At 73.9% G+C, this 20,750-nt stretch carries 16 protein-coding genes, 1 tRNA gene and 2 pseudogenes; 2 read left to right on the plus strand and 17 right to left on the minus strand.

What is annotated here, in order from left to right:
- Positions 1–68: 68 nt before the first annotated feature.
- A complete protein-coding gene (locus AC0B9F_RS07495) occupies positions 69–1,061 on the minus strand; it encodes a zinc-dependent alcohol dehydrogenase (RefSeq protein ID WP_471999552.1) in 993 nt (330 codons plus the stop codon).
- 107 nt (positions 1,062–1,168) lie between these two features.
- Between AC0B9F_RS07495 and AC0B9F_RS07500 the strand changes: the two genes are divergently transcribed.
- Entirely contained in the window at positions 1,169–1,936 is a 768-nt protein-coding gene (locus AC0B9F_RS07500) for a CDP-alcohol phosphatidyltransferase family protein (protein ID WP_471999554.1), read from the plus strand.
- A 90-nt stretch (positions 1,937–2,026) separates the two neighbouring features.
- On the opposite strand, the gene AC0B9F_RS07505 is transcribed toward AC0B9F_RS07500, so the two are convergent.
- From AC0B9F_RS07505 to AC0B9F_RS07530, 6 genes are all read right to left on the minus strand, one after another.
- Positions 2,027–3,121 (minus strand): ADP-ribosylglycohydrolase family protein, encoded by a 1,095-nt coding sequence (locus AC0B9F_RS07505; protein ID WP_471999556.1) that lies wholly within the window; start codon positions 3,119–3,121, stop codon positions 2,027–2,029.
- 44 nt (positions 3,122–3,165) lie between these two features.
- A complete protein-coding gene (locus AC0B9F_RS07510; protein WP_471999558.1) occupies positions 3,166–3,564 on the minus strand; it encodes a hypothetical protein in 399 nt (132 codons plus the stop codon).
- A gap of 305 nt (positions 3,565–3,869) precedes the next feature.
- Complete coding sequence (gene fusA, locus AC0B9F_RS07515; protein WP_471999561.1) at positions 3,870–5,918, minus strand: elongation factor G; 2,049 nt, start codon at positions 5,916–5,918, stop codon at positions 3,870–3,872.
- Positions 5,919–6,220: 302 nt separating this feature from the next.
- Positions 6,221–6,904: a nucleotidyltransferase domain-containing protein gene (locus AC0B9F_RS07520; protein ID WP_471999564.1), complete on the minus strand. Its 684-nt coding sequence runs from the start codon at positions 6,902–6,904 to the stop codon at positions 6,221–6,223.
- Positions 6,905–7,065: 161 nt separating this feature from the next.
- A tRNA-Leu gene (locus AC0B9F_RS07525) sits at positions 7,066–7,153 on the minus strand.
- Between the two features lie 147 nt (positions 7,154–7,300).
- On the minus strand, positions 7,301–7,741 hold the full coding sequence (locus tag AC0B9F_RS07530) for a MarR family winged helix-turn-helix transcriptional regulator (protein WP_471999567.1): 441 nt from the start codon (positions 7,739–7,741) through the stop codon (positions 7,301–7,303).
- Positions 7,742–7,803: 62 nt separating this feature from the next.
- Here AC0B9F_RS07530 and AC0B9F_RS07535 point away from each other — a divergent pair.
- Positions 7,804–8,642: pseudogene (locus AC0B9F_RS07535) on the plus strand (LLM class flavin-dependent oxidoreductase).
- Between the two features lie 183 nt (positions 8,643–8,825).
- On the opposite strand, the gene AC0B9F_RS07540 reads toward AC0B9F_RS07535, so the two are convergent.
- From AC0B9F_RS07540 to AC0B9F_RS07585, 10 genes and pseudogenes are all read right to left on the minus strand, one after another.
- Entirely contained in the window at positions 8,826–9,977 is a 1,152-nt protein-coding gene (locus tag AC0B9F_RS07540; RefSeq protein ID WP_471999569.1) for a sugar phosphate isomerase/epimerase family protein, read from the minus strand.
- Positions 9,974–11,392, minus strand: coding sequence for a nucleotide pyrophosphatase/phosphodiesterase family protein (locus AC0B9F_RS07545; protein ID WP_471999572.1), 1,419 nt, complete (start codon positions 11,390–11,392; stop codon positions 9,974–9,976). The genes AC0B9F_RS07540 and AC0B9F_RS07545 overlap by 4 nt, the downstream gene beginning before the upstream one ends.
- Positions 11,389–12,534, minus strand: a complete 1,146-nt coding sequence (eboE, locus tag AC0B9F_RS07550; protein ID WP_471999573.1) for a metabolite traffic protein EboE — start codon at positions 12,532–12,534, stop codon at positions 11,389–11,391. The genes AC0B9F_RS07545 and eboE overlap by 4 nt, the downstream gene beginning before the upstream one ends.
- A gap of 5 nt (positions 12,535–12,539) precedes the next feature.
- Positions 12,540–13,388: a TatD family hydrolase gene (locus AC0B9F_RS07555; RefSeq protein WP_471999575.1), complete on the minus strand. Its 849-nt coding sequence runs from the start codon at positions 13,386–13,388 to the stop codon at positions 12,540–12,542.
- A pseudogene (locus tag AC0B9F_RS07560) lies at positions 13,388–14,002 on the minus strand (EboA domain-containing protein); the annotation flags it as partial. The gene AC0B9F_RS07555 and the pseudogene AC0B9F_RS07560, both read right to left, overlap by 1 nt.
- Positions 13,987–14,835, minus strand: coding sequence for a sugar phosphate isomerase/epimerase family protein (locus AC0B9F_RS07565; RefSeq protein ID WP_471999577.1), 849 nt, complete (start codon positions 14,833–14,835; stop codon positions 13,987–13,989). The gene AC0B9F_RS07565 and the pseudogene AC0B9F_RS07560, both read right to left, overlap by 16 nt.
- Positions 14,832–15,713, minus strand: a complete 882-nt coding sequence (locus AC0B9F_RS07570) for an SCO3242 family prenyltransferase (protein WP_471999579.1) — start codon at positions 15,711–15,713, stop codon at positions 14,832–14,834. The genes AC0B9F_RS07565 and AC0B9F_RS07570 overlap by 4 nt, the downstream gene beginning before the upstream one ends.
- Positions 15,710–16,834: an inositol-3-phosphate synthase gene (locus AC0B9F_RS07575; RefSeq protein WP_471999581.1), complete on the minus strand. Its 1,125-nt coding sequence runs from the start codon at positions 16,832–16,834 to the stop codon at positions 15,710–15,712. Before AC0B9F_RS07575 ends, AC0B9F_RS07570 begins: the two co-directional genes overlap by 4 nt.
- Positions 16,835–16,919: 85 nt before the next feature.
- Positions 16,920–18,251, minus strand: coding sequence for a ThuA domain-containing protein (locus AC0B9F_RS07580; protein ID WP_471999583.1), 1,332 nt, complete (start codon positions 18,249–18,251; stop codon positions 16,920–16,922).
- A gap of 11 nt (positions 18,252–18,262) precedes the next feature.
- Positions 18,263–20,740 carry a PQQ-dependent sugar dehydrogenase gene (locus AC0B9F_RS07585; RefSeq protein ID WP_471999585.1) on the minus strand — a complete coding sequence of 826 codons (2,478 nt, stop codon included), beginning with the start codon at positions 20,738–20,740 and terminating at the stop codon, positions 18,263–18,265.
- Positions 20,741–20,750 lie beyond the last annotated feature (10 nt).

Consider the following 20,750-nt stretch of genomic DNA (forward strand, 5'->3'; position numbering starts at 1 on the left):
CGATGGCCGCCGGGGATGCCTTCCAGTACGGCTCCTTCCTCCCCCGTGTTCAGCGTCTGTCACCCTTTTCACTCGGGTCGGGCGCTCGCTCCGGCGTAGCGGATCCGGTGGCACAGCGCCGGGACCTCCCCCGATGCGAGCCGGGGCAGCACCTCGGGCAGCTCCTCGAAGGCGGACTCGCCGGTGACGAGGGCGTCGAGGGCGGGGTCGGCGAGCAGGTCGAGGGCGAGGGCGAGGCGGTCGCCGTAGGAGCGGGAGGCGCGGGCCGGGGAGACGGTGCCGACCTGGCTGGCGCGGATCGTCAGGCGCCGGGAGTGGAAGGCCTCGCCGAGCGGGAGCCGGACCGCGCGGTCGCCGTACCAGCTCAGTTCGACGACCGTGCCCTCGGCGGCGAGGAGTTCGAGCGCGCGGGTGAGGCCCTGTTCGGTGGCGCTGGCGTGCACGACCAGGTCGCAGTCGCCGAGCGCGTCCCCGGGCGTGGCGAAGCCGACGCCGAGCGCCTCGGCGGTGCGGGCGCGGCCAGGGTCGGTGTCCACCAGCTGGACGCGGACGCCCGGGAAGCGGGCGAGCAGGGCGGCGACCGAACAGCCCACCATGCCGCCGCCGACCACCGCGATCCGGTCCCCGACCAGCGGCGCCGCGTCCCACAGCGCGTTCACGGCGGTCTCCACGGTGCCGGCCAGCACAGCCCGCTCGGCCGGCACGCTGGCGGGGACGACGGTGAGGGCGGCCGCCGGAACGACGTACCGCGTCTGGTGCGGGTACAGGCAGAAGACGGTACGGCCGGTCAGTTCCGCCGGCCCCTCCTCGACCACGCCGACGTTGAGGTAGCCGTACTTCACCGGGCCGGGGAAGTCGCCCTCCTGGAACGGCGCGCGCATCGCCGCGTACTGGCTCGCGGGCACCCCGCCGCGCAGGACGAGGGTCTCGGTGCCGCGGCTGACCCCGCTGTAGAGCGTGCGCACCACCGCCTCCCCCGCCGCGGGTTCCGGCAGGGCGACGTCGCGGATCTCGCCGGTCCCGGGCGAGCGAAGCCAGAACGCGCGTGCTGAACGGCTCATCGGCATCCTCCTGAACGATCGGAAGGCGGTGCACGTACCGGCATGTGCACAGGCCGCGCACAGTACGCGGCGTTGATCGACTCTGTCACTCGGCCGGAGGGTGTTCGGTGGCCCTGAACAACATGTACGCGGCAAGGCCGGTCCAGCAGGAGCCCGCCGTGGGTGCGGGCGTGCAGCTGGTGTTGCTGGCCCTGCTCGGCGCGGCGATAGGCCTCGGTCCGGTGGGGTGGGTGACCGGGCTGGTGTTCGCCGTCATCAGCTGGGCGGTGCTGTCGCGGGCCCTGCACCGCTCCGGGCTGGACTCCTTCGGCCCCGCCAACCGCGTGACCCTCGGCCGGGCGACCCTGGTCGGCGGGGTGACCGCGCTGGTCGCGGACTCCTTCGAGAGCGCGCCGCCGGTGACGCTGTTCGTCGCGCTGACGGCGGTGGCGCTGCTGCTGGACGGCGTGGACGGCAAGGTGGCCCGCCGCACCGGCACCACGACCGCGCTGGGCGCCCGCTTCGACATGGAGGTCGACGCGTTCCTGATCCTGGTGCTCAGCGTGTACGTGGCACTGGACTTCGGCCCGTGGGTGCTGCTGATCGGTGCGATGCGCTATGTGTTCGTCGCCGCGGCCCGGGTGTGGCCCTGGCTGACCGCCCCGCTCCCGCCGAGCACCGCCCGCAAGACGGTGGCCGCGCTCCAGGGGATCCTTCTGCTGCTCGCGTCCTCCCGCCTGCTGCCGGGCACGGCGGGCATCGGGGTGGTGCTGCTGGCGCTGGGGCTGCTGACGTGGTCCTTCGGCCGGGACGTGGTGTGGCTGTGGCGGTGCGCGCACCGCGTGCCGGACACGGTGCCGGTGCACCCGCAGGAGCTGGACCTCGCCGCACGCTGACGCTCACGTCCGGGTGTTCACGTCCGGGTGTTCACGCCCGGGTGTTCACGTCCGGTGGGGCGCGGGGCGCTCCTCACGTCCCGCGAGGCGTCACCATCCCGGATACCGCTCCCACCACCGCGGGTCCCAGGCCGGTACGAACTCCATGCCGCTGGGTGAGTCGTCGAGTTCCAGGGTCATGTCGCGGGCCAGCGTGTCCAGGACCCAGGCCAGTTCGTGACGGCTGATCAGGTCGGCGGGCAGGGCCTCGACCCCGTGGACGGCCCCGAGGAGCGCGCCGGTCACGCAGGCGACGGAGTCTCCGTCGGGGGCCGCGGCGGCGAAGGTGAGGGCGGTGCGGATGTCGGCGCGGCCGGGGAAGGAGGCCGCCGCGTAGATGCCGCCCAGCAGGGCCGCGGGGGCGGTGGCGTCCGGGGCGAGCCGGGCCAGGTGGCCGGGGTGTGCGGGCTCGTCGGCCGCGCGGCTGAGGGCCGCCGTCAGCAGGGCGTGCTCCTGCTCGGTCACCGGGCGGTCCTTGGCCGGGAGGGCGGTGAGGCCCGCGTGCAGCGCTTCCCGTACGGCCTCGTCGGGTCGCGCCGGCGTATGGGTCAGGCAGTGGTGGGCGAGGAAGGCCGCGTGCACGGTGGCGCTCTGCGCGGCCGGGTCGCCGTGGGTGAGCGCGGCGAGTGCGGCGGCCTGGGCGACGCCGCCGGGGCCGGTGGCCGCGACCGGGAGCGTCCGGGTCAGCGCGTGGCAGCCCCGGCTCGCGGTGGCCATCCCCGGTTCGCCCCGCTCGATGCGGGACAGGGCCGTCACCGTCGCCGGTGCGCTGCCGCGCCGTTCGGCCAGCGCGGGCACGTCCGCGAGCCAGCCGTCCGGCCAGGGCTTGTGGTCGTACGGATTCCAGCGGCGCCGCATCGCCTCGCGGGCGATGCCCTGCAGGTGGGCCCAGCGGCTGTAGGCGTGCAGGACCACTCCGGGCGCGTAGCAGATGCCCTTGTGGTTGCCGCGGACCTGGGCGCGGATGATGCCCTCGGCGGTGAAGCAGGCCAGTTGCGTACTGACGCCGGCGGGCAGCGAACCGGCGGCGGGCAGCGTGCCCCGCGCCGCCCCCAGGGTCTCTCCGATCGCCAGGCCGAGCATCAGCCCGCGGACGCGGGACTGCCGGGCGAAGAGTTCCCGCTGGGGGTCCTTGGCGTGGGGCAACGCTGCGCGCCTCTCTTTCATCGGGGGAAGAGCCGGTGGCGGTGTCAGAGACCGGCCCGCTCCAGCAGCACGGGCAGCGCCTCCGGTTTCACCTTCTGCACCGACCGCACCTGCCCGAGACCCAGCTGCCCGCGGCCCACCGGGTCGCGGGACAGCGCCTTCGTCGCCTCGGTGAGCAGGGTCGCGCCGACGAGGTAGGAGACCTCGGGGTCGTCGGGGTCCTGCCAGGGTTCCTCGTCGACCTCGCCCACCGCGCAGACCGCCGCGTCGGGCTGGGTGAAGAAGAACCAGAGCCGGTCCCCCGGCTTCATGCGGTTACGGCGGCTGAGCCACAGCTCCAGTTCGGGCTCCTCCTCGGCCAGTTGCCGGATCGTCTCCCGGTCGGTCGGTTCACCGTCCAGCATGTCCAGTTGAGGATTGAGGATGTAGATCCAGTCCGCCACGGCTCTCCCCTCGGTCAGAACGCCCGGTCCGCGACCGCGCGCACGCAGCGCCCCATGGTGCCAGGCGCATGGCCCTGGTGCGAACTTGGTTTCGAACACCGGACATCGACCGGGCTTCGGCACCGGAGGGAGACGTCGACGGCGGAGACGGCCATGGCGCCGACGCCGGGGCGGCCGGCGTTCGCACGGCCGCCCGCACCACCGCTCCGGACAGCCGCACGCACACGACGGTGCCGCCTCCCTGGCCGCCGGCCACCGGCGGCCCCCCACCCCCGCAAAGGGCGCGAGACCGCCGGCGGTCCGGGTCACGCGGGCGCGTACCCCGTCGGACGGGCCGTGAAGGTGCCGCGGCCCTGGGTGCGGCTGCGCAGGCGGGTGGCGTAGCCGAACAGTTCGGCCAGCGGCACCGTCGCCGTCACCACCGCCGCGCCGCCGCGGGTGCCGGACCCGGTGACCCTGGCCCGGCGCGCCGCGAGGTCGCCGAGGACCGCGCCGACCGCGTCCTCGGGCACGGTCACCGTGACCTCGGCGACCGGTTCGAGCAGCAGCATGCCGCAGCCGCGCAGCGCCTCGCGCAGGCCGAGCCGGCCGGCCGTGCGGAAGGCCATCTCCGAGGAGTCCTTCACGTGCGTGGACCCGTCGGTGAGCGTCACCTTCAGCCCGGTCACCGGGTGCCCGGCGAGCGGGCCGCCCTCGGCCAGCGCGTCCCGGCAGCCGGCCTCGACCGCGCGGACGTACTCCTGCGGCACCCGGCCGCCCACCACGGTGGACGCGAACGCGAAGCCGGTGGTGCCCGGGCCGCCCGACAGCGGCTGCACGTCGAGCACGACGTGCGCGAACTGGCCCGCCCCGCCGTCCTGTTTGACGTGCCGGAAGACGACGCCGGTCACCCCTCGGGCGACCGTCTCGCGGTGGCTGACCCGCGGGCGGCCCGTGGTGATCTCCAGCCCGTGGGCGAGGCGCAGTTTCTCCGCCGCGACCTCCAGGTGGAGTTCGCCCATGCCGGACAGGACCGTCTGGCCCGTCTCGGGGTCGGTGCGGATCACCAGGGACGGGTCCTCCTCGGCCAGCCGGGCCAGTGCGGCCGACAGCCGTTCGGTGTCGGTGCCGCGGCGGGCCTCGACGGCCACCGAGACGACGGGTTCGGCCACGCCCGGCGGTTCCAGCACGATCGGCGCGCCCGGCGCGCACAGGGTCGCGCCCGCGCGGGCCGACTTCAGGCCGACGACGGCGACGATGTCGCCGGCGGCCGCCCGTTCGACCGCGGCGTGCCGGTCGGCCTGGACGCGCAGGATGCGGCCGACGCGCTCGGTGCGGCGTGCGGTGGCGTCCCACACGGTGTCTCCCTTCTCCAGTGTTCCGGCGTACACGCGCAGGTAGGTCAGGCGTCCGGTCGCCGTGGCGGTCACCTTGAACGCCAGGGCGGTGAACGGGGCGGCGGGGTCGGCGGGGCGCTCCTGGCCGTCCTGCGTGCCCCGGACCGGGGGCCGGTCGGCCGGTGAGGGCAGGTAGGCGACCACGGCGTCCAGCAGCGGCTCGATGCCCCGGTCGCGGTAGGCGGAGCCGCACAGCACGACGACGCCGTCACCGCTGACGGTGAGGTCCCGCAGCGCTTTGACGAGGGTCGGCGCCGAGAGGGTCTCCCGGTCGCAGAACTCCTCCAGCGCCGCCGGATGCCGTTCCGCCACGGCCTCCTCCAGGATCCGGCGCCGCCGCCGTGCCTCGTCGAGGACCGCGTCCGCAACCGGGCCCTCGGTGACCGACTCACGGCCTTCGGACCAGGTCAGGGAGCGCATCCGGACCAGGTCGACGACGCCGGTGAAGGAGTCCTCCGCACCGAGCGGCAGCTGCACGACCAGCGGCGTGGGGTGCAGCCGCGCGCGGATCGAGGCGACGGCCGCGTCCAGGTCGGCGCCCGCGCGGTCCATCTTGTTGACGAACGCGATCCTGGGCACGCCGTGCCGGTCGGCCTGCCGCCACACGGACTCGCTCTGCGGCTCCACGCCGGCCACCGCGTCGAACACGGCCACCGCCCCGTCCAGCACCCGCAGCGAACGCTCCACCTCGTCGGCGAAGTCGACGTGTCCCGGGGTGTCGATCAGGTTGATCCGGTGGCCGTCCCAGGCGCAGCTGACGGCCGCGGCGAAGATGGTGATGCCGCGGTCGCGTTCCTGCGGGTCGAAGTCGGTGACGGTGGTGCCGTCGTGTACCTCGCCGCGTTTGTGCGTGGTGCCGGTGGCGTACAGGATCCGCTCGGTGACGGTGGTCTTGCCGGCGTCGACGTGGGCGAGGATGCCCAGGTTGCGGACGGCGGTGAGCGGGTGGGTGAGGTGACGGTCGAGTGCGGTGCGCACGGCCCTGTTGCCTTTCGGTGGGATGCGGTGCAAGAGCAGCGCGATTCCCCCGCGACGCACGGATGTGACGGAGCGTCAGATCCGGGTCGCGGGCCTCCGGTGCCGGCCGCGCAGCGGGCACCGGACGGCACGAGACACGAGGATCACCTCGTAGCGGGTGCGGGGAGCGGCGGCAGCGGTGCGGTCGCGCATGGCCTGCTCCCCTCACTCGTCATCAATCCCGGCGAGCGCGCCACCTCTCGTGGCGCGCGTCGTGCGGCGAGTCTAGGGAGTCCCGCGAGAGCCGGGCATCTGATTTTCCGTCAGGCCGCGGGTGTGTAGAAGTGGGCGCGTACCCGGCGCAGCCAGGCGTCGGCAGCGGTCTCGTCGGGGCGTTCGGGCAGGGCGCTGGGCGTGCTGGCGAAGGCGTCCTCGTAGTGACGCAGCAGCGGCTGTGCGGCAGACGGGTCGGCGGCGACGCGCTCGCCGAAGGCGTGGTAGGCGGCGGGGTCGTCGACGCGGACGGTCAGCGCGCCGGTCGCGTACAGCTCGAAGCCCTGCACGCACAGCCGCCGCAGGTGCCGGGCGTGCTTGGCGACGCGCGCGGGAGGTGCGGTGCCCTCGGCCCGGTTGACGAGCTTGCGGAACTGCTGGGTGGCGTAGCCGAGGTAGGCGTCGCGTACCCGTCGGGCGCTGAGGAGGGAGGAGCGCAGGGCGATGAGTTCGTCGCCGAGCGGGGTGCGCACCTCGTACAGCTCGTCCGGCAGCCACACCAGTTCCATGACGGTCGGGTTCCCGCTGAGTGCCAGCCGGCACCACTTGCCCGCCTCGTGCAGGGTGCGGTCCGGTGCGGTGGTGACGTGGGACTCCTTGGGCTGCCGCAGGCCGTGCAGCTCCTCGGTGGGGGCGGCGAACAGGCCGAGCCGGTCGATGTCGGAGTCCTCATGCGCCAGGCCGTACGCGGTGGAGCCGACGATGCCGGACAGCAGGACGTATCTCTCGCTCACAGGTCCCCCCGGATGGTGGTGCGCTCCGCCATCATGCCTCGCGCGGCCGGCGGCCGGCCTCGCATTTTTCCGCGGGCGGGTTCCGTGGGCGGGGGCCTCCGGGACGCGTGCTTCCGCTGACGGGGGCAAAGAAAAAGACCCCTGTCGCACAGGGGTCTCACTGGTGTCCGAGGGGGGACTTGAACCCCCACGCCCGATAAAGGGCACTAGCACCTCAAGCTAGCGCGTCTGCCATTCCGCCACCCGGACAAGGTGTCTGCCGCCCGGCCGGGGGCATCCCCGCGGCGACGAGGACAACCATACCAAGGTTTCGCAGTGCCTTTCACCTGCGTATCCGTGCGGTGGGCGCCGTGCGGGCGGGGCTCGGGCGGGCCGTCACCGAGGGCGCGCGGGCGGTCACTCCTCGCCGGTCGCGAGCGTGCGCAGCGCCCGGACGAGCGTCGCCGCCGTGTCCTCGTCCAGGACGGCGAGGAAGCGCCGCTCGGCGGCACGGCGGGCCTCCTCCGCGCGGCGCAGGCAGTCATGGCCGGCCTCGGTCAGCTCGACGATGTTCTTGCGGCGGTCCTGGGGGCTGCGCCGGCGCCCCACCAGGCCATGGTCCTCCAGCCCGTCGACCAGCGACACCATCGTCGTGCGGTCGACGCCGAGCCGGGCCGCCGCCTCCACCTGCGACAGCGGTTCACCTGAGGCGAGGACGACCAGGACGGCCAGCTCATGCCCGTCCACGCCGTGGGGTGCCAGGGCCTCGGCGGAGACACGGGCGAAGCGGGCCTGTGTGTGCTTGAGGAGGTAGCCGAGCCGGGAGTCGAGCGGCGCGGGCTGCTGATCACTGACCATGCCCCGACTGTATTCCCGAAACTGACTGTCAGCACCCCTGATTATTTATTAAGCTGATCGTCATGACTACTGTGCGATTCGGTCTGAAGACCACCCCCATGCACGTGCCCTACGAGGACATCCGCCGCGTCTGGCTCGAGGCCGACGCCGTGCCGTCTACGAGGGCTGGACGCTGCTCAGCGCGCTCGCCGCGCAGACCGAGCGGCTGCGGCTCGGGCTGCTGGTGACCAGCAACCGGATCCGGCCGCCCGCCCTCCTCGGCAAGATGGCGTCCACCCTGGACGTGATCTCCGGTGGCCGGCTCGTCCTCGGGCTCGGCGTCGGAGGCACACGGCAGCCGCCCGGCGCGGGCGGGATGGCCGGGCCGAATCCGGCGATCGCGGAGTACGAGGCGTACGGGCTCGACCTGGTGCCGCCCGCCGAAGGCATCGCCCGGCTCGCGGAGAGCGCCGAGATTCTGAAGCGGATGTGGACGCGGGACGTCTTCGACTTCGAGGGCCGCCACTACCGGCTCAAGGGCACGCGCAACGAGCCCAAGCCCGTACAGCGGCCGGGTCCCCCGCTGCTCATCGGCGGCTGGGGCACCCGGCTGCTGCGGCTGGTGGCCGAGCACGCGGATGCCTGGAACATCCCCGGGCCGCCGCACCACAGCGTGGACTTCGTCGCCGAACGGTCCCGCGTCCTCGACGCCCACTGCGCCGACCTCGGGCGCGACCCGGACGAGATCGTGCGATCGGTGCAGCTGCTCGTGTCGTACGACGACCCGGCGGCGACCCGCGCGACGGTCGCCGCCCTGGTCGCCGCCGGGATGAACCACATCGTGCTCAGCCTGCCCCGGCCCTACCCGGTCGGGGTCGCCCGGTGGCTGGCCGACGAGATCATCGCGAAGTGGCGGAGCTAGGGGCGTGGTCGGCGGGGTGGGCTCCGGGCGTACGCGCTGGCGGGCGGGGTGTCGATGGTGGCGGCGGCGATCGCGTTGCTGCTGCGGCAGCCGGGGCGGGCGTCCACCGGCTGAGACCGGCGCTCGACACCTGGGGAGGGGCCTCCCCCGTGACGCCGGGGAGGCCCCTCCTCATGGGGTGCCCTACTTGCGGCGCAGGGCGGCCAGGTTGCGGTAGCCGACCGCCGCGTGTGCGAGGGACTGCCCCGGGTCGGTAGCGCTGGGCGCGTTGTCCTGCTCGACCATCGGGTTGTGGTAATTGCGGTGGCCGACGCGGGAGAAGAACGTCGTGTAGTCGATCACGCCGGTGCCGAACGGGACCATGTCGTAGCCCATCCCGTTGGTGGCGTTGACCACGCCGTCCTTGGCGTGGAAGAGCGGGTAGCGCTTGTCGTAGCGCTCGACCAGACCGGCCGGGTCGAAGATCTTCGTCTGCGTGGAGCCGTCATGGGCGGTGTAGGTGCGGAACTTGTACTGCGCCACGTGCGCCCAGAAGACGTCCATCTCCAGCCACACCAGCCGCGGGTCGGTGACGGTGAGGAAGTACTCCAGCTTGCGCAGGCCGGAGCTGCGTGTGGGCCGGCCCTGGGCGTCCAGCGGGCCGCCGTCCAGCAGGAAGCCGTAGGCCGCGTCGTGGTTGTGGGTGTACAGCTTGATCCCGGCGGCGCGGGCGATCTCCCCGAGGGCGTTCCACTTGTCGGCGGCCGCGTCCCAGTCGGACTTGACGGCGCTGGAGGTGGGGTCGCCACCGGTGCCCATGTGCGCCATGCCGAGGATGTTCGCGATCTCCAGGTGCTTCTTGAAGGTGTCGAGATCGGCGCCGGTCAGCGGCCAGGACGGCGGGATGAAGCCGTGGTTGCCCTGGGCGCGCAGCCCGAAGTCGTCCAGCCAGCCGCGCAGCAGCCTGGCGCCCTGCACGGACTCCAGGTTGGCGCCGCCGGGCGCGTTGGCGTGCTGGCCGTAGCCCGCGAACTCCACCTGCCGGTACCCGAACCGGGCGAGCTGCTCGAACACCGCGCGGAAGCCGGAGGGCAGGGTGGTGGTCAGCGGGTCGCGGCCGATGGCGTCGCGGACGGTGTACAGGATGATGCCGCGCTTGTCGGCGGGCACCAGCTCGTGCCCCTTGGCGGTGGCGCCGTCGGCGGCCGCCGGGGTGGCGGCGTGCACGGGGGCAGCGCCGAGGACGGGGGCGGCGATCGCGCCGGCCGCGACGGCGGTGCAGGTGCTCAGGAACGAGCGGCGGCCGATGCCGAGGGAGCGGCGCAGCTGGTCGTCGGGGGTGCGGATGTCGTTCACGGGTGCCTCTCTTCGCCATGGTGATCCGGTCCGTCGAGACCGGCAAGGTGGAGCAGGAGGGACTTCACGTCGGTGGCCGCGACACGGTCACCGACGGCGCGGGGGGTGGAGCACAGGACGAGCGGACCGTCGTCGTCGCTCGTGGGGAGGCGGCCGTGGCTGCCGCGCACGGGTGCCGGGTCGAGGGGCACGACCGCCATGCGGTAGCGCAGGCCGAGCTTCTTGCGGGCCAGGGCGCCGGCCGCGCGGAGCTTCACATACGGGTCGAGCGGATCCATGAACAGCTCGGCCGGGTCGTAGCCGGGTTTGCGGTGGATGTCGACGAGCCGCGCGAAGTCGGGGGCGCGGGCGTCGTCGAGCCAGTAGTAGTACGTGAACCAGGCGTCCTCCTCGGCGACGGCGACGAGCTCGCCGGCGCGGGGGTGGTCCAGTTGGTGGGCCTTCTTGCCCTCGTCGTCGAGCAGGTCGGCGAGGCCGGGCAGGCCGTCGAGGGCGGCGCGGGTGGCGGCGAGGTCCTCGGGGCGGCGGACGTAGACGTGGGCGATCTGGTGGTCGGCGACGGCGAAGGCGCGCGAGGCCATCGGGTCGAGGTACTCCATGCCGTCCTGGGTGTGCACTTGGAGCAGCCCGGCTCGGCGCAGGGCGCGGTTGATGTCGACGGGGTGGCGCACCGGGGTGATGCCGTACTCGGACAGGGCGAGCACGGTGCGGCCCTCGGCGCGGGCGTCGTCCAGCAGCGGGGCGAGGGCGGCGTCGAGGTCGGCGGCGGCGCGGTGGGAGCGCGGATCGTCGGGGCCGTGACGCTGGAGGTCGTAGTCGAGGTGGGGGAGGTAGCAGAGCGTGAGGTTCGGCCGGCGGGTGCGGTTGATGTGCCGGGTGGCGTCGATGATCCAGCGGCTGGAGGTCAGGTCGGCGGTGGGGCCCCAGTAGTGGAAGAGCGGGAACGTACCGAGGGCGTCGGTGAGTTCGTCGTGCAGGGCCGGCGGCCAGGTGTAGCAGTCGGGTTCCTTACGGCCGTCGGCGTAGTACACCGGGCGGGGGGTGACCGTGCAGTCGGTGTCGGCGCCCATGGCGTACCACCAGCAGACGTTCGCGACGGTGTAGCCGGGGTGGGCGCGGCGGGCGGCGTCCCACACCTTGTCGCCCTCGATCAGCGCGTTGTGCTGCCGCCACAGCAGGACGTCGCCGAGGTCGCGGAAGTACCAGCCGTTGCCGACGATGCCGTGTTCGCCGGGGTGGGTGCCGGTGAGGAAGGTGGCCTGGGCGGAGCAGGTGACGGCGGGCAGGACGGTGTCCAGAGGGGCGCGCGAGCCGGCGTCGGCGAGGGCTTTCAGGCGCGGCATGTGCTCCAGCAGGCGGGGGGTGAGGCCGACGACGTCGAGGACGAGGAGGGGGATCGGCTCGGTGGTGCTCATGGCAGCTCCTTCAGGCCGAGGTCCGTCAGCAGGTCGCGGGCCAGGGTGAGTTCGGCGGCGATGCCGTCGACGAGCCGGTCGCGGGTGCGTGGGCGCAGCCCGGGCGGCAGTGCCTGCCAGGTGTAGGTCTCGACCTCCAGGTGGCGGGTGAGCGGGTGGGGTCCGCCGGCCAGGCAGGCCAGGGCGGCCTTGAGGACGGGCAGGGTGGAGGTGAGCGGCGGGGCCGGGTCGGCGTGCAGCGGCACGTGGAAGTGGGCCCGCCAGGGTGTGGCGTCGGGCAGCGTGCCGCCGGTCAGGGCGTCGCCGAGGTCGTCCGAGCCGCGCAGGCCGGTGGCGGTCCGGGTGCGGGTCTGGTGCAGGAAGCGGGGCTCGGCGAACCGGGCCAGCGCGGTCCGCACCTCGGGCCGGTGCGGCTGCTCGGCCTGCAGGGCCGCGGACAGCTGGGACTTGATGATGGGGACGCCTGCCGCGGTGAGGGCGGTCAGTGCGGTGTCCGGGTCCTCGAAGGAGGTCGCGAGGTGGCACGTGTCCACGCACACGCCGATGCGGGGATGGTGGATCGCGGCGAGCGGGGCGAGGGCGTCCCCGGTGGTCTCGACGACGCATCCCGGCTCGGGCTCCAGACCGATCCGCACGCTGCGTCCGGTCAGCTCCTCCAAGGCGTCGAGGCGTTCGCCGAGCACGCGCAGCGCGTCGAGCCCGCGGTCGGTGTCCGCCGCGGTGCGCCAGGCGAGCGGCAGGGTGGAGATGCTGCCCTCGGTGACGTCGTCCGGGAGCAGGGCGGTGAGGATGCGGGCGAGGGCGGTGGTGTGGTCGAGGCGCTCGGGTGCGGACCAGTCGGGGCGGTACACGCGGTACTTGACCTCGCCGGCGCCGAACCCCTCGTACGGGAAGCCGTTGAGGGTGACGACCTCCAGGCCGCGCCGGTCGAGTTCGTCGCGCAGGCCGCGCAGTGCGGCCGGGTCGGCGGCCAGGGCGCGGGCGGCGTCACGGGCGAGCCACAGGCCGATGCCGAGGCGGCGGCGCACCGGCTCGCAGTGGTCGCGCAGTTGCGCGAGGACGCCGTCGAGGGTCTCGGCCGGGTGGACGTTGGTGCAGTAGGCGAGGTGGACCGTGGAGCCGTCGGGGTGGCGCAGGCGCATCGGCGTCACTCCCCGCCGCGCAGCACGGAGTTGCCCGCGTGGGTGGGTCCGGTCGTGGTGACGTCGAGGGCGAGGCGGCCGCTTTGTCCGTAGAACGCGACCGGGTTGCGCCACAGCACGCGGTCCACGTCGTCCTCGGTGAACCCTTCCTTCAGCATCAGATCGGCGACCTTGCGGGTCTTCAGGGGGTCGCTGCGGCCCCAGTCGGCGGCCGAGTTCACCAGTACCCGCTCGGGGCCGTGGGAGCGCAGGAGGGCGACCATGCGGGCCTCGTCCATCTTGGTGTCCGGGTAGACGGAGAAGCCGAGCCAGCAGCCGCTGTCCTTGGCCTCCTTCACCGTGGTCTCGTTGAGGTGGTCGACCAGGACCCGCTCGGGCGTCAGCGCCGACTCGCGTACGACGTCGAGGGTGCGGCGCAGCCCGGCGAGTTTGTCGCGGTGCGGGGTGTGCACGAGGGCGGGCAGGCCGTGGTCGGCGGCGAGCTGGAGCTGGACGGCCAGGGCCTTGTCCTCGGCCGGTGTCATCGCGTCGTAGCCGATCTCGCCGACGGCGACCACGCGGTCCTTGACGAGGTAGCGGGGCAGTTCGTCGAGGACGGGGGCGCAGCGCGGGTCGTTGGCCTCCTTGGGGTTGAGGGCGATCGTGCAGTGGTGGGCGATGCCGTACTGGGCGGCGCGGAACGGCTCCCAGCCGAGCAGCGAGTCGAAGTAGTCGTAGAAGGTGGCGGGCGCGGTGCGGGGCTGGCCCAGCCAGAACGCGGGCTCGACCACGGCGCGCACACCGGCGGCGCGCATCGCCGCGTAGTCGTCGGTGGTGCGGGACGTCATGTGGATGTGCGGGTCGAAGATGCGCATCAGCCGTCTCCCTCCTCGGTGGTGGCGAGCACGCGGCGCAGGTCGTCCGGGACGGCACGGCCGGCGGCGGTGCGTTCGGCGGCGTAGTCGCGCAGCATGCGGGCGAGTTCGGCGTCGCCGCGGGCGCGCCGGTCCAGGTCGGTGACCGCGTCCACGGACACGCCGGTGAACAGGCACTTCAGTACGGCGTGCCGCCAGCCGTGCGGATCGAGGTGGCGGGCGGCGTACGGGCCGACGGCGGCGGCCAGCAGCCGGGTGTCGTTGGTGCGCAGCGCGTCCTCGACCAGCGGCAGGGCGTCCGGGCCGGGGACGAGGCCGGGCAGGGCTCGCAGCACGGCGAGGCGTTCCTCGGCGGTGCCCTGGTGGTAGACGCGGGCGAGGGCGGGCGGGCCGGGGCGGGCGGCGGCGAGGATGAGGGCGCGGGCGGCTTCCGCGTGCTCGGGTCCGCAGCGCCGCCCGGCCTCGGCCAGGCGCAGTTCCCACACGGAGATCGGACCGTGCGCGCCGGGGTGCGCGGTGGCCTCGTCCAGGGCCTGGTCGAGCCAGGCGCGGGCGGCGCCGGGGAGACGGTCGCGCAGGTCGTCCGCGGTGAGGTGGGTCATGAGGTGCTCCCTTGTGCGTGCCTGAGGTAGGGCAGGGAGAGTGCCGCGAGGTGCGGGCCGGCGTGGGAGTGGCGGGGCAGTTCGACGACGGTGAGGCCCTGGTAGCCGCTGTCGGAGAGGGCGGCGAGGACGGGCGGGAAGTCGATCTCGCCGTCACCGAAGGGGAGGTGTTCGTGGACGCCTCGGCGCATGTCCTCGATCTGCACGTGTCGCAGCCACGGGGCGGCGGCCCGGACGCAGTCGGCGGGCGGCAGCGGCTCCAGGCACTGGCAGTGGCCGATGTCGAGGGTGAGGCCGAGGGGTTCGGGGTCGCCGAGGGTGCGGCGCAGACGGTGGAAGTCGTCGAGGGTGGCGAGGAGGTGGCCGGGTTCGGGTTCCACGGCGAGCGGGACGCCGGCTGCGGCGGCCGCGTCCAGCACGGGCGCGAGGGACTCGGCGAGCCGCTTCCAGGCCGTGTCCTCGTCGGTGCCGTCCGGTGTGACGCCGCTGAAGCAGTGCACGGCGTGCGCGCCGAGGTCGGCGGCGATCCGTACGGCGCGCAGCAGCAGGTCGGTGCGGCGGGCCCGGTCGTCGGGGTCGGCGTCCAGCAGGGAGGGGCCGTGTTTGCGGCGCGGGTCGAGGACGTAGCGGGCGCCGGTCTCCACGGTGACGCCCAGGCCGAGTGCGGTGAGCCGGCGCGCGATCCGGCGGGTGCGCGCGGCCAGGCCCGGGGCCAGCGGGTCGAGGTGCATGTGGTCGAGGGTCAGGCCGACGCCGTCGTAGCCGAGGCCGGCGAGCAGGGCGAGGGCGTCGTCGAGGCGCAGGTCGGCAAGGCCGTTGGTGCCGTATCCGAAGCGGAGGCTCATGTGATGCTCACCCGCTTGGCGAGGCGCGCGCCGAGCGGGGCGAGCGCGGCGACCAGCAGCGCGCTGCCGCGGGCGCCGGAGCGGGCGGCCAGCGCCGCCTGGAGCGGAACGGTGGCGCGGATCCCTGCGCCGACGGCGCGCTGGGTGAGCGGGGGCGAGGGGTTGAGGGCGGCGTGGGTGTAGGGGCGGGCGGCGGTGGCGGCGTAGAGGGCGGTGAGGGCGGCGGTGAGTGCGGGGCCCGGCAGTCCGCGGGTGGCTGCGTCGCCGCGGGCTGCCGGGAGACGGTGGGTGAGCAGGGCGGTCGTGGCCAGGGCGGCCAGGGGGGCCGCGGTGGAGCCGCCGCGGGTCTCGGTGCGGGAGACGGTCGTGACGGCGAGGGTGTGCGTGGCGAGCAGCGCCGCCGACGGCAGGGCCGACCGGGTGCGGCCCGCGGTGGCGGCCGCGCCGAGCAGCAGGTCGAGGGCGCGGGCCGCCGCCATGGCCGCGGGACCGGCCGGGGTGTGCTTCAGGACGAGGTCGTACGCCCAGACGGTGGCCGCGAGCGGCGCGGCGACGGTGAGGGCGGGGCGGCCGGCGCGGGCCGCGAGGCCGAGGCCGGCCGCCGTGAGCGCACCGGCCGCTGTGAGGGCCGCGGCGGGGCGGACGCGGCCGGACGGCAGCGGCCGGTGCGGGCGGTCCACGGCGTCCTCGGCGCGGTCCGCCCAGTCGTTGAGGGCCATGCCGGCCTCGTACAGGCACACGGAGGCGCCGGCGGCGAGGAGCGTGCGCCGGTCCGGCCGTACGGCGGCGGCCGCGGCGCCCGCCAGGACGTCACCGGGGACCGTGCACAGGGCGGGCAGCCTCAGCAGCTCGGCCCAGGCGCGCAGGCGGGGGCTCACCGCTGTCCCCCGCCGAGCCGCTCGCCGAACCGCAGCAGCGCCGCGTACTGCTCTGCGAGCGCCGCCGGGCCGTCTCCGACCGGGTCCTTGAAGTAGAAGCCGAGACCGCTCAGCGGGCCGCGCAGGCCTGCCTCGTGGGCGCGGGCGGTCAGCCGGGCGAGGTCCAGGACGAGGGGTGCGGCGAGGGCGGAGTCGCAGCCCTGCCAGATGGTCTGCAGGACCATGCGGGTGCCGAGGAAGCCGTCGAAGGCGACGTGGTCCCAGGCGGTCTTGAAGTCGCCGAGGGCCGGTACGTCGTCGATGTGCGTCTCGCCCTGCGGCACGGCGCCGAGGGTGTCGGTGAGGACGCGTTCCTTGCCGGCGTTCTTGGCGGCCGCGGCGGCCGGGTCGGCGAGGGCCGCGCCGTCGCCGCCGCCGAGCAGGTTGGCGCCGGACCAGGCCCGCACGGTGAGCGCGCGCTGGGCGAACATCGGCCCGAGCACGGAGCGCAGCAGCGTCTGCCCGGTCTTGCCGTCCCGTCCGGCGTACGGCAGCCCGCTCGCCGCGGCCTCGGCGGCCAGCGCCGGGTGGTGCAGGCCGGTGGAGGGGGTGAAGTTGACGTAGGGGCAGCCGGCGCGCAGGGCGGCGGCCGCGTAGAGGGAGCTCGGGGGCAGCTCGCCGCCGGTGGGCGCCGGTTCGGTGGAGGCGACGTTCACGACGACGACCCGCGCGAGTTCGTTGTGCTCGCGGAAGTCCCGCAGGTCGTCGGCGAACGTGCCGATCAGCCGGTCCGCGGGCCCGGTGTCACCGGTGAGGGGGCCGCCGGGCCGGATCTCCCGGTCGGCGGCGGCCAGTTCGGCGGCGACCGCCGACGGCAGGCCGTGCGGGAGCACCCCGGCCGCGGCCAGGTGCTCGGCCCGCTTGGGCAGCGGGCAGTCGACGGTGTCGTGGCCGCCGAAGACCAGGGAGCCGAGCGGGGGCAGACCGGCCGCGGCGAACTGCGCGGTCTCGGTGACCATCCCGGTGGGCGGGTGCAGGCCCGCCGTCAGCGCGGCGCAGCCCGCCACCACCGTGGTGGCGACCGAACCGCGGGCGCCGATCAGCCAGACGCCCGTGCGGGGCGGGGTGAGGGACGCGGACATGGGCAGCCTCCTTGTCGCGTGCGAAGAACCCTTGACGGGTGGGGAAGCGGCGGGCGGGGGTCCGGCGTCCCCCCCCCGCCGCCGCTCAGTCGCCCTGGGCGGGCAGTTCCTTGATCCGGATGTCGCGGAAGGACACCTCGTCACCGGCTCCGTGGTTCTGGACGCCGATGTGCCCGTCCGTGAGGCTCCGGGCCGGATCGGTGTTGGTGAAGTCGTTGATCTGCACGCCGTTGAGCCACACGCGCAGGCGTTCGCCCTGCACGCGGATCTCGTACGTGTTCCACTCCCCCGGCGGGTTCAGCGCACGGTCGCGCTTCTTCAGGTCGGCGGAGCGGAAGCCGTAGACGGACCCGGTGGTCTTCTCCGGGACGTCGGTGGCGTCGATCTGGACCTCGTATCCGTTGTTCACGGCCGACCACGGGTCGTCCGAGGGCGGGAAGCCCACGAACACACCGGAGTTGTCGTCGCCGGCCGTCCTCCAGTCGAGCTTCAGGGAGTACGACCCGAAGCTCCGGCCGGCGTACCAGAGCAGGCCGAGGCCGCCGGACGAGGTGAGCGTGCCGTCGTCGGACAGGGTGAAGGAGCCCGGCCCGGCCTGCCGCCAGCCCTCCAGCGAGGTGCCGTCGAAGAGCGGCCGGTAGCCGTTCTCCGGCCGGCAGTCGGCCTGCGCGGCGCCGATCGCGTACCGGATGCCGCCCAGCAGGTGCTGCCGGAAGGCGGGGTCGGCGTAGGACTCCTTGGTGTGGCCGCCGCCGGTGTAGAAGGCGCGGCCGCCCTGGTACTCCTGGCACCAGGCGATCGGGTGGTCGCCGTTCATGGTGCCGCCGCTGTACGACGACTCGTCCAGCGAGGCGAGGATGTGCGCCCGCTCGCGGGGATCGGAGCGGTAGTTGTACCACTCGTCGGTGCGGTTCCAGGTGGGGCCGAGGTGGGCGGTCGCCGGGTGCGCCCGGTCCTCGACCTGGACGGTGGCGGGCTGGATCGCCGGGTGCGACTGGAAGTAGGCGCCGGCGAGGCCGCCGTAGAAGGCCCAGTCGTACTCGGTGTCGGCGGCGGCGTGGATGCCGACGTAGCCGCCGCCGCGGTGCACGTAGTCCTCGAAGGCCCGCTGCTGTGCGGCGTTGAGGACGTCCCCGGTCGTGGACAGGAACACGACGGCGGCGTACCGGCGCAGGTTGCCCGGTGTGAACGCGGCCGCGTCCTCGGTGGCGTCGACCGTGAAGCCGCCGCTCGCGCCGAGCTGCTCGACCGCGGCCACGCCGTCCAGGATGGAGTCGTGGCGGAAGCCGGCCGTCTTGGAGAAGACCAGCACCCGCTCTGCGTGGTCGCCGGGCTGGGAGGTCGCCGGTCCGGTGGCGCAGCCGAGCAGCAGCACGGCACTCGCGGCGGCGGTGGTGACTCTGCCGACGGTTCGCATGACGCCTCCTCTCAGCCGGTGGTGAAGGTGAAGTCGTCCACGTCGAACAGGGCTCCGGTGCCGCCCTTGAAGACCAGGTAGAGCGTGGTGGTGGCGCGCGGGGCGCGGGACAGCGGGGCGCTGACGTCCTGGAAGGTGTCCCAGCCGCCGGTGACCGGGACGGCCGCCGTGCCGAGCAGGGTGCCGGTCGGGGAGCCGGCGCGCACCTCGAGGGTGCCGCCCGCGCCGCCGGAGGAGACCCGGGCGGTGATCTTCGTGGCGTTGCTCAGGGCGTAGGGCGTGAAGGAGATCCAGTCGCCGTTGTCGATGTCGCCGACGGCCCTGCCGCCGTGCGCGGTGTCCTTGGCGACGACGCTGACGCCGGAGCTGTCACCGAAGTGCTCGGCCTGGCGGTGCTTGGGCTGGGTGACGTGCCGGGCGTGCGTGGTGAGCGGGGCCTGGCCGCCGCCTCCGTTGTCGGTGTACTGGGCGTCGAAGACTCCGAAGATGTTGGCGTCCTCGTCGTGGCCGCCGTCGGCGCTGGTCTGGATGGTGCCGGAGCAGCCGGTGGCGGAGGTGAGCGGGTGGCCGTGGCTGTCGTGGCCGAGGACGAAGGTGACGGTGACCTTGGAGCAGTCGATCCCCCGGCCGTCCTCGGGGTCGGTGACCTTCACCTTGAACGGGATGGCGACGCCGAAGCTGAACAGCTGCCCGTCCTGCGGGAGTTCGAGGGTGACGGTGGGCGCGGTGTTGCCGACGACGATCTGCACGCTCGCGCTGCCGGTGCGGCCGGTGGGGTCCTTGGCGGTCAGCGTCGCGGTGTAGGTGCCGTTCGTCTTGTACTTGTGGGTGGGGTTCGCCTCGGTGGACTTGCCGCCGTCGCCGAAGTCCCAGCTGTACGTCAGGGCGTCGCCGTCCTGGTCGGTGGTGCCGGCGGAGGAGAACTGCACCTTCAGCGGCGCCTGCCCGTTGGTGCGGCTCGCGGCGGCCTGCGGGACCGGTGAGTGGCCGTCGGTGGCGTTCTCGATGCGGTACAGCGCGGAGTTGTCGTCGCCGCCGAACCACGAGAGGCCGTAGTCGAGGACGTACAGGGCGCCGTCGGGGCCGAACGCCATGTCCATCACCTGGGTGCCGGTCCAGGGGAAGGGGTTGATGGACTGCACGGTGCCCGCGTCGTCGGTGACGATCCGCTTGATCCAGCGGCGGCCGAACTCACCGGCGAAGAAGTTCCCGTCGTAGGCCTCGGGGAACTTCACCGGCGAGTCGAGCGCCGGGTCGTAGTGGTAGACGGGGCCGCCCATCGGGGACTCGGAGCCGGAGCCGAACTCGGGGACGGAGCCGTTGTCGTAGGGGATCCAGGCGGGCTGCGCCGGGGGCAGGTCGGTCAGGCCGGTGTTGTGCGGGGAGGTGTTCTTCGGCGCGTCGCAGTCGAAGGCGGCGCCGGAGGTCTTCGTCGCGAAGTCGTAGTCGACGTAGGCGTCGTTGGCGCCGGTGCAGTACGGCCAGCCGAAGTTGCCGGGGCCGGTGACGCGGGCGAACTCGACCTGGCCTGCGGGGCCGCGGCCCGGGTTGGCGGAGCCGGCGTCGGGGCCGTAGTCGCCGACGTAGAGGGTGCCGGTCTTCTTGTCGACGCTGAACCGGAACGGGTTGCGGAAGCCCATGGCGTAGATCTCGGGCCGTGTCTTCGCCGTGCCGGGCGGGAAGAGGTTGCCGTCGGGGATGGAGTAGGAGCCGTCGGCGTTCACCTTGATGCGCAGGATCTTGCCGCGCAGGTCGTTGGTGTTGCCGGCGGTGCGCTGGGCGTCGAAGCCGGGATTGCGGCCGTCGCGCTCGTCGATCGGGGTGTAGCCGTCGGACTGGAAGGGGTTGGTGTCGTCGCCGGTCGACAGATAGAGGTTGCCGGCCGCGTCGAAGTCGATGTCACCGCCGACATGGCAGCACAGACCGCGGGTGGTGGCGACGTCGAGAATCTGCTTCTCGCTGGCCAGGTCCAGGGTGCCGTCGGTCTTCAGCACGAACCGCGAGAGCCGGTTGACGCCGTCGAAGGGCGCGAAGTCGGCGGCGGTGCCGTTCTCGGGGGCGTCGCCCGCGGGGGTGTTCAGCGGCGGCGCGTAGTACAGGTAGACGAACCGGTTGCTGGTGAAGTCCGGGTCGATGCCGACGCCCTGGAGTCCCTCCTCGTCGTGCGCGTACACGGCGAGCTTGCCCGCGAGCCTGGTGTTGCCGGCGGCGTCGGTCAGACGCAGTTCGCCGTCGCGGGAGGTGTGCAGGACGGAGCGGTCAGGCAGGACGGCGAGCGACATGGGCTCGCCGACCTCCGCCTCGCCCTTGGCGAGGGTGACCTGCTGGAAGTCCTCGGCGGCGAGGGCCCGTTGATCGGCGACGGCTGCGCCGGCCGGGGGTGTGGTGAGGGTGAGCGTGGCGCCGGCGAGCAGGGCGCCGCCGAACAGGGCGAGTGCCGTGCGCAGACGTGAGCGAGGGGATCTGGTGGTGCGGTCGTTCCCGTGCACGAATGCCTCC

This window comes from Streptomyces sp. NPDC097129 (assembly GCF_055668065.1).

Bases quoted from the DNA above. Each gene is read 5' to 3' on its own strand.
- AC0B9F_RS07495 (WP_471999552.1), bottom strand. From the start codon at position 1,061: ATGAGCCGTTCAGCACGCGCGTTCTGGCTTCGCTCGCCCGGGACCGGC.
- AC0B9F_RS07530 (WP_471999567.1), bottom strand. From the start codon at position 7,741: ATGGTCAGTGATCAGCAGCCCGCGCCGCTCGACTCCCGGCTCGGCTAC.
- AC0B9F_RS07545 (WP_471999572.1), bottom strand. From the start codon at position 11,392: ATGAGCACCACCGAGCCGATCCCCCTCCTCGTCCTCGACGTCGTCGGC.
- eboE (WP_471999573.1), bottom strand. From the start codon at position 12,534: ATGCGCCTGCGCCACCCCGACGGCTCCACGGTCCACCTCGCCTACTGC.
- AC0B9F_RS07555 (WP_471999575.1), bottom strand. From the start codon at position 13,388: ATGCGCATCTTCGACCCGCACATCCACATGACGTCCCGCACCACCGAC.
- AC0B9F_RS07565 (WP_471999577.1), bottom strand. From the start codon at position 14,835: ATGAGCCTCCGCTTCGGATACGGCACCAACGGCCTTGCCGACCTGCGC.
- AC0B9F_RS07575 (WP_471999581.1), bottom strand. From the start codon at position 16,834: ATGTCCGCGTCCCTCACCCCGCCCCGCACGGGCGTCTGGCTGATCGGC.
- AC0B9F_RS07580 (WP_471999583.1), bottom strand. From the start codon at position 18,251: ATGCGAACCGTCGGCAGAGTCACCACCGCCGCCGCGAGTGCCGTGCTG.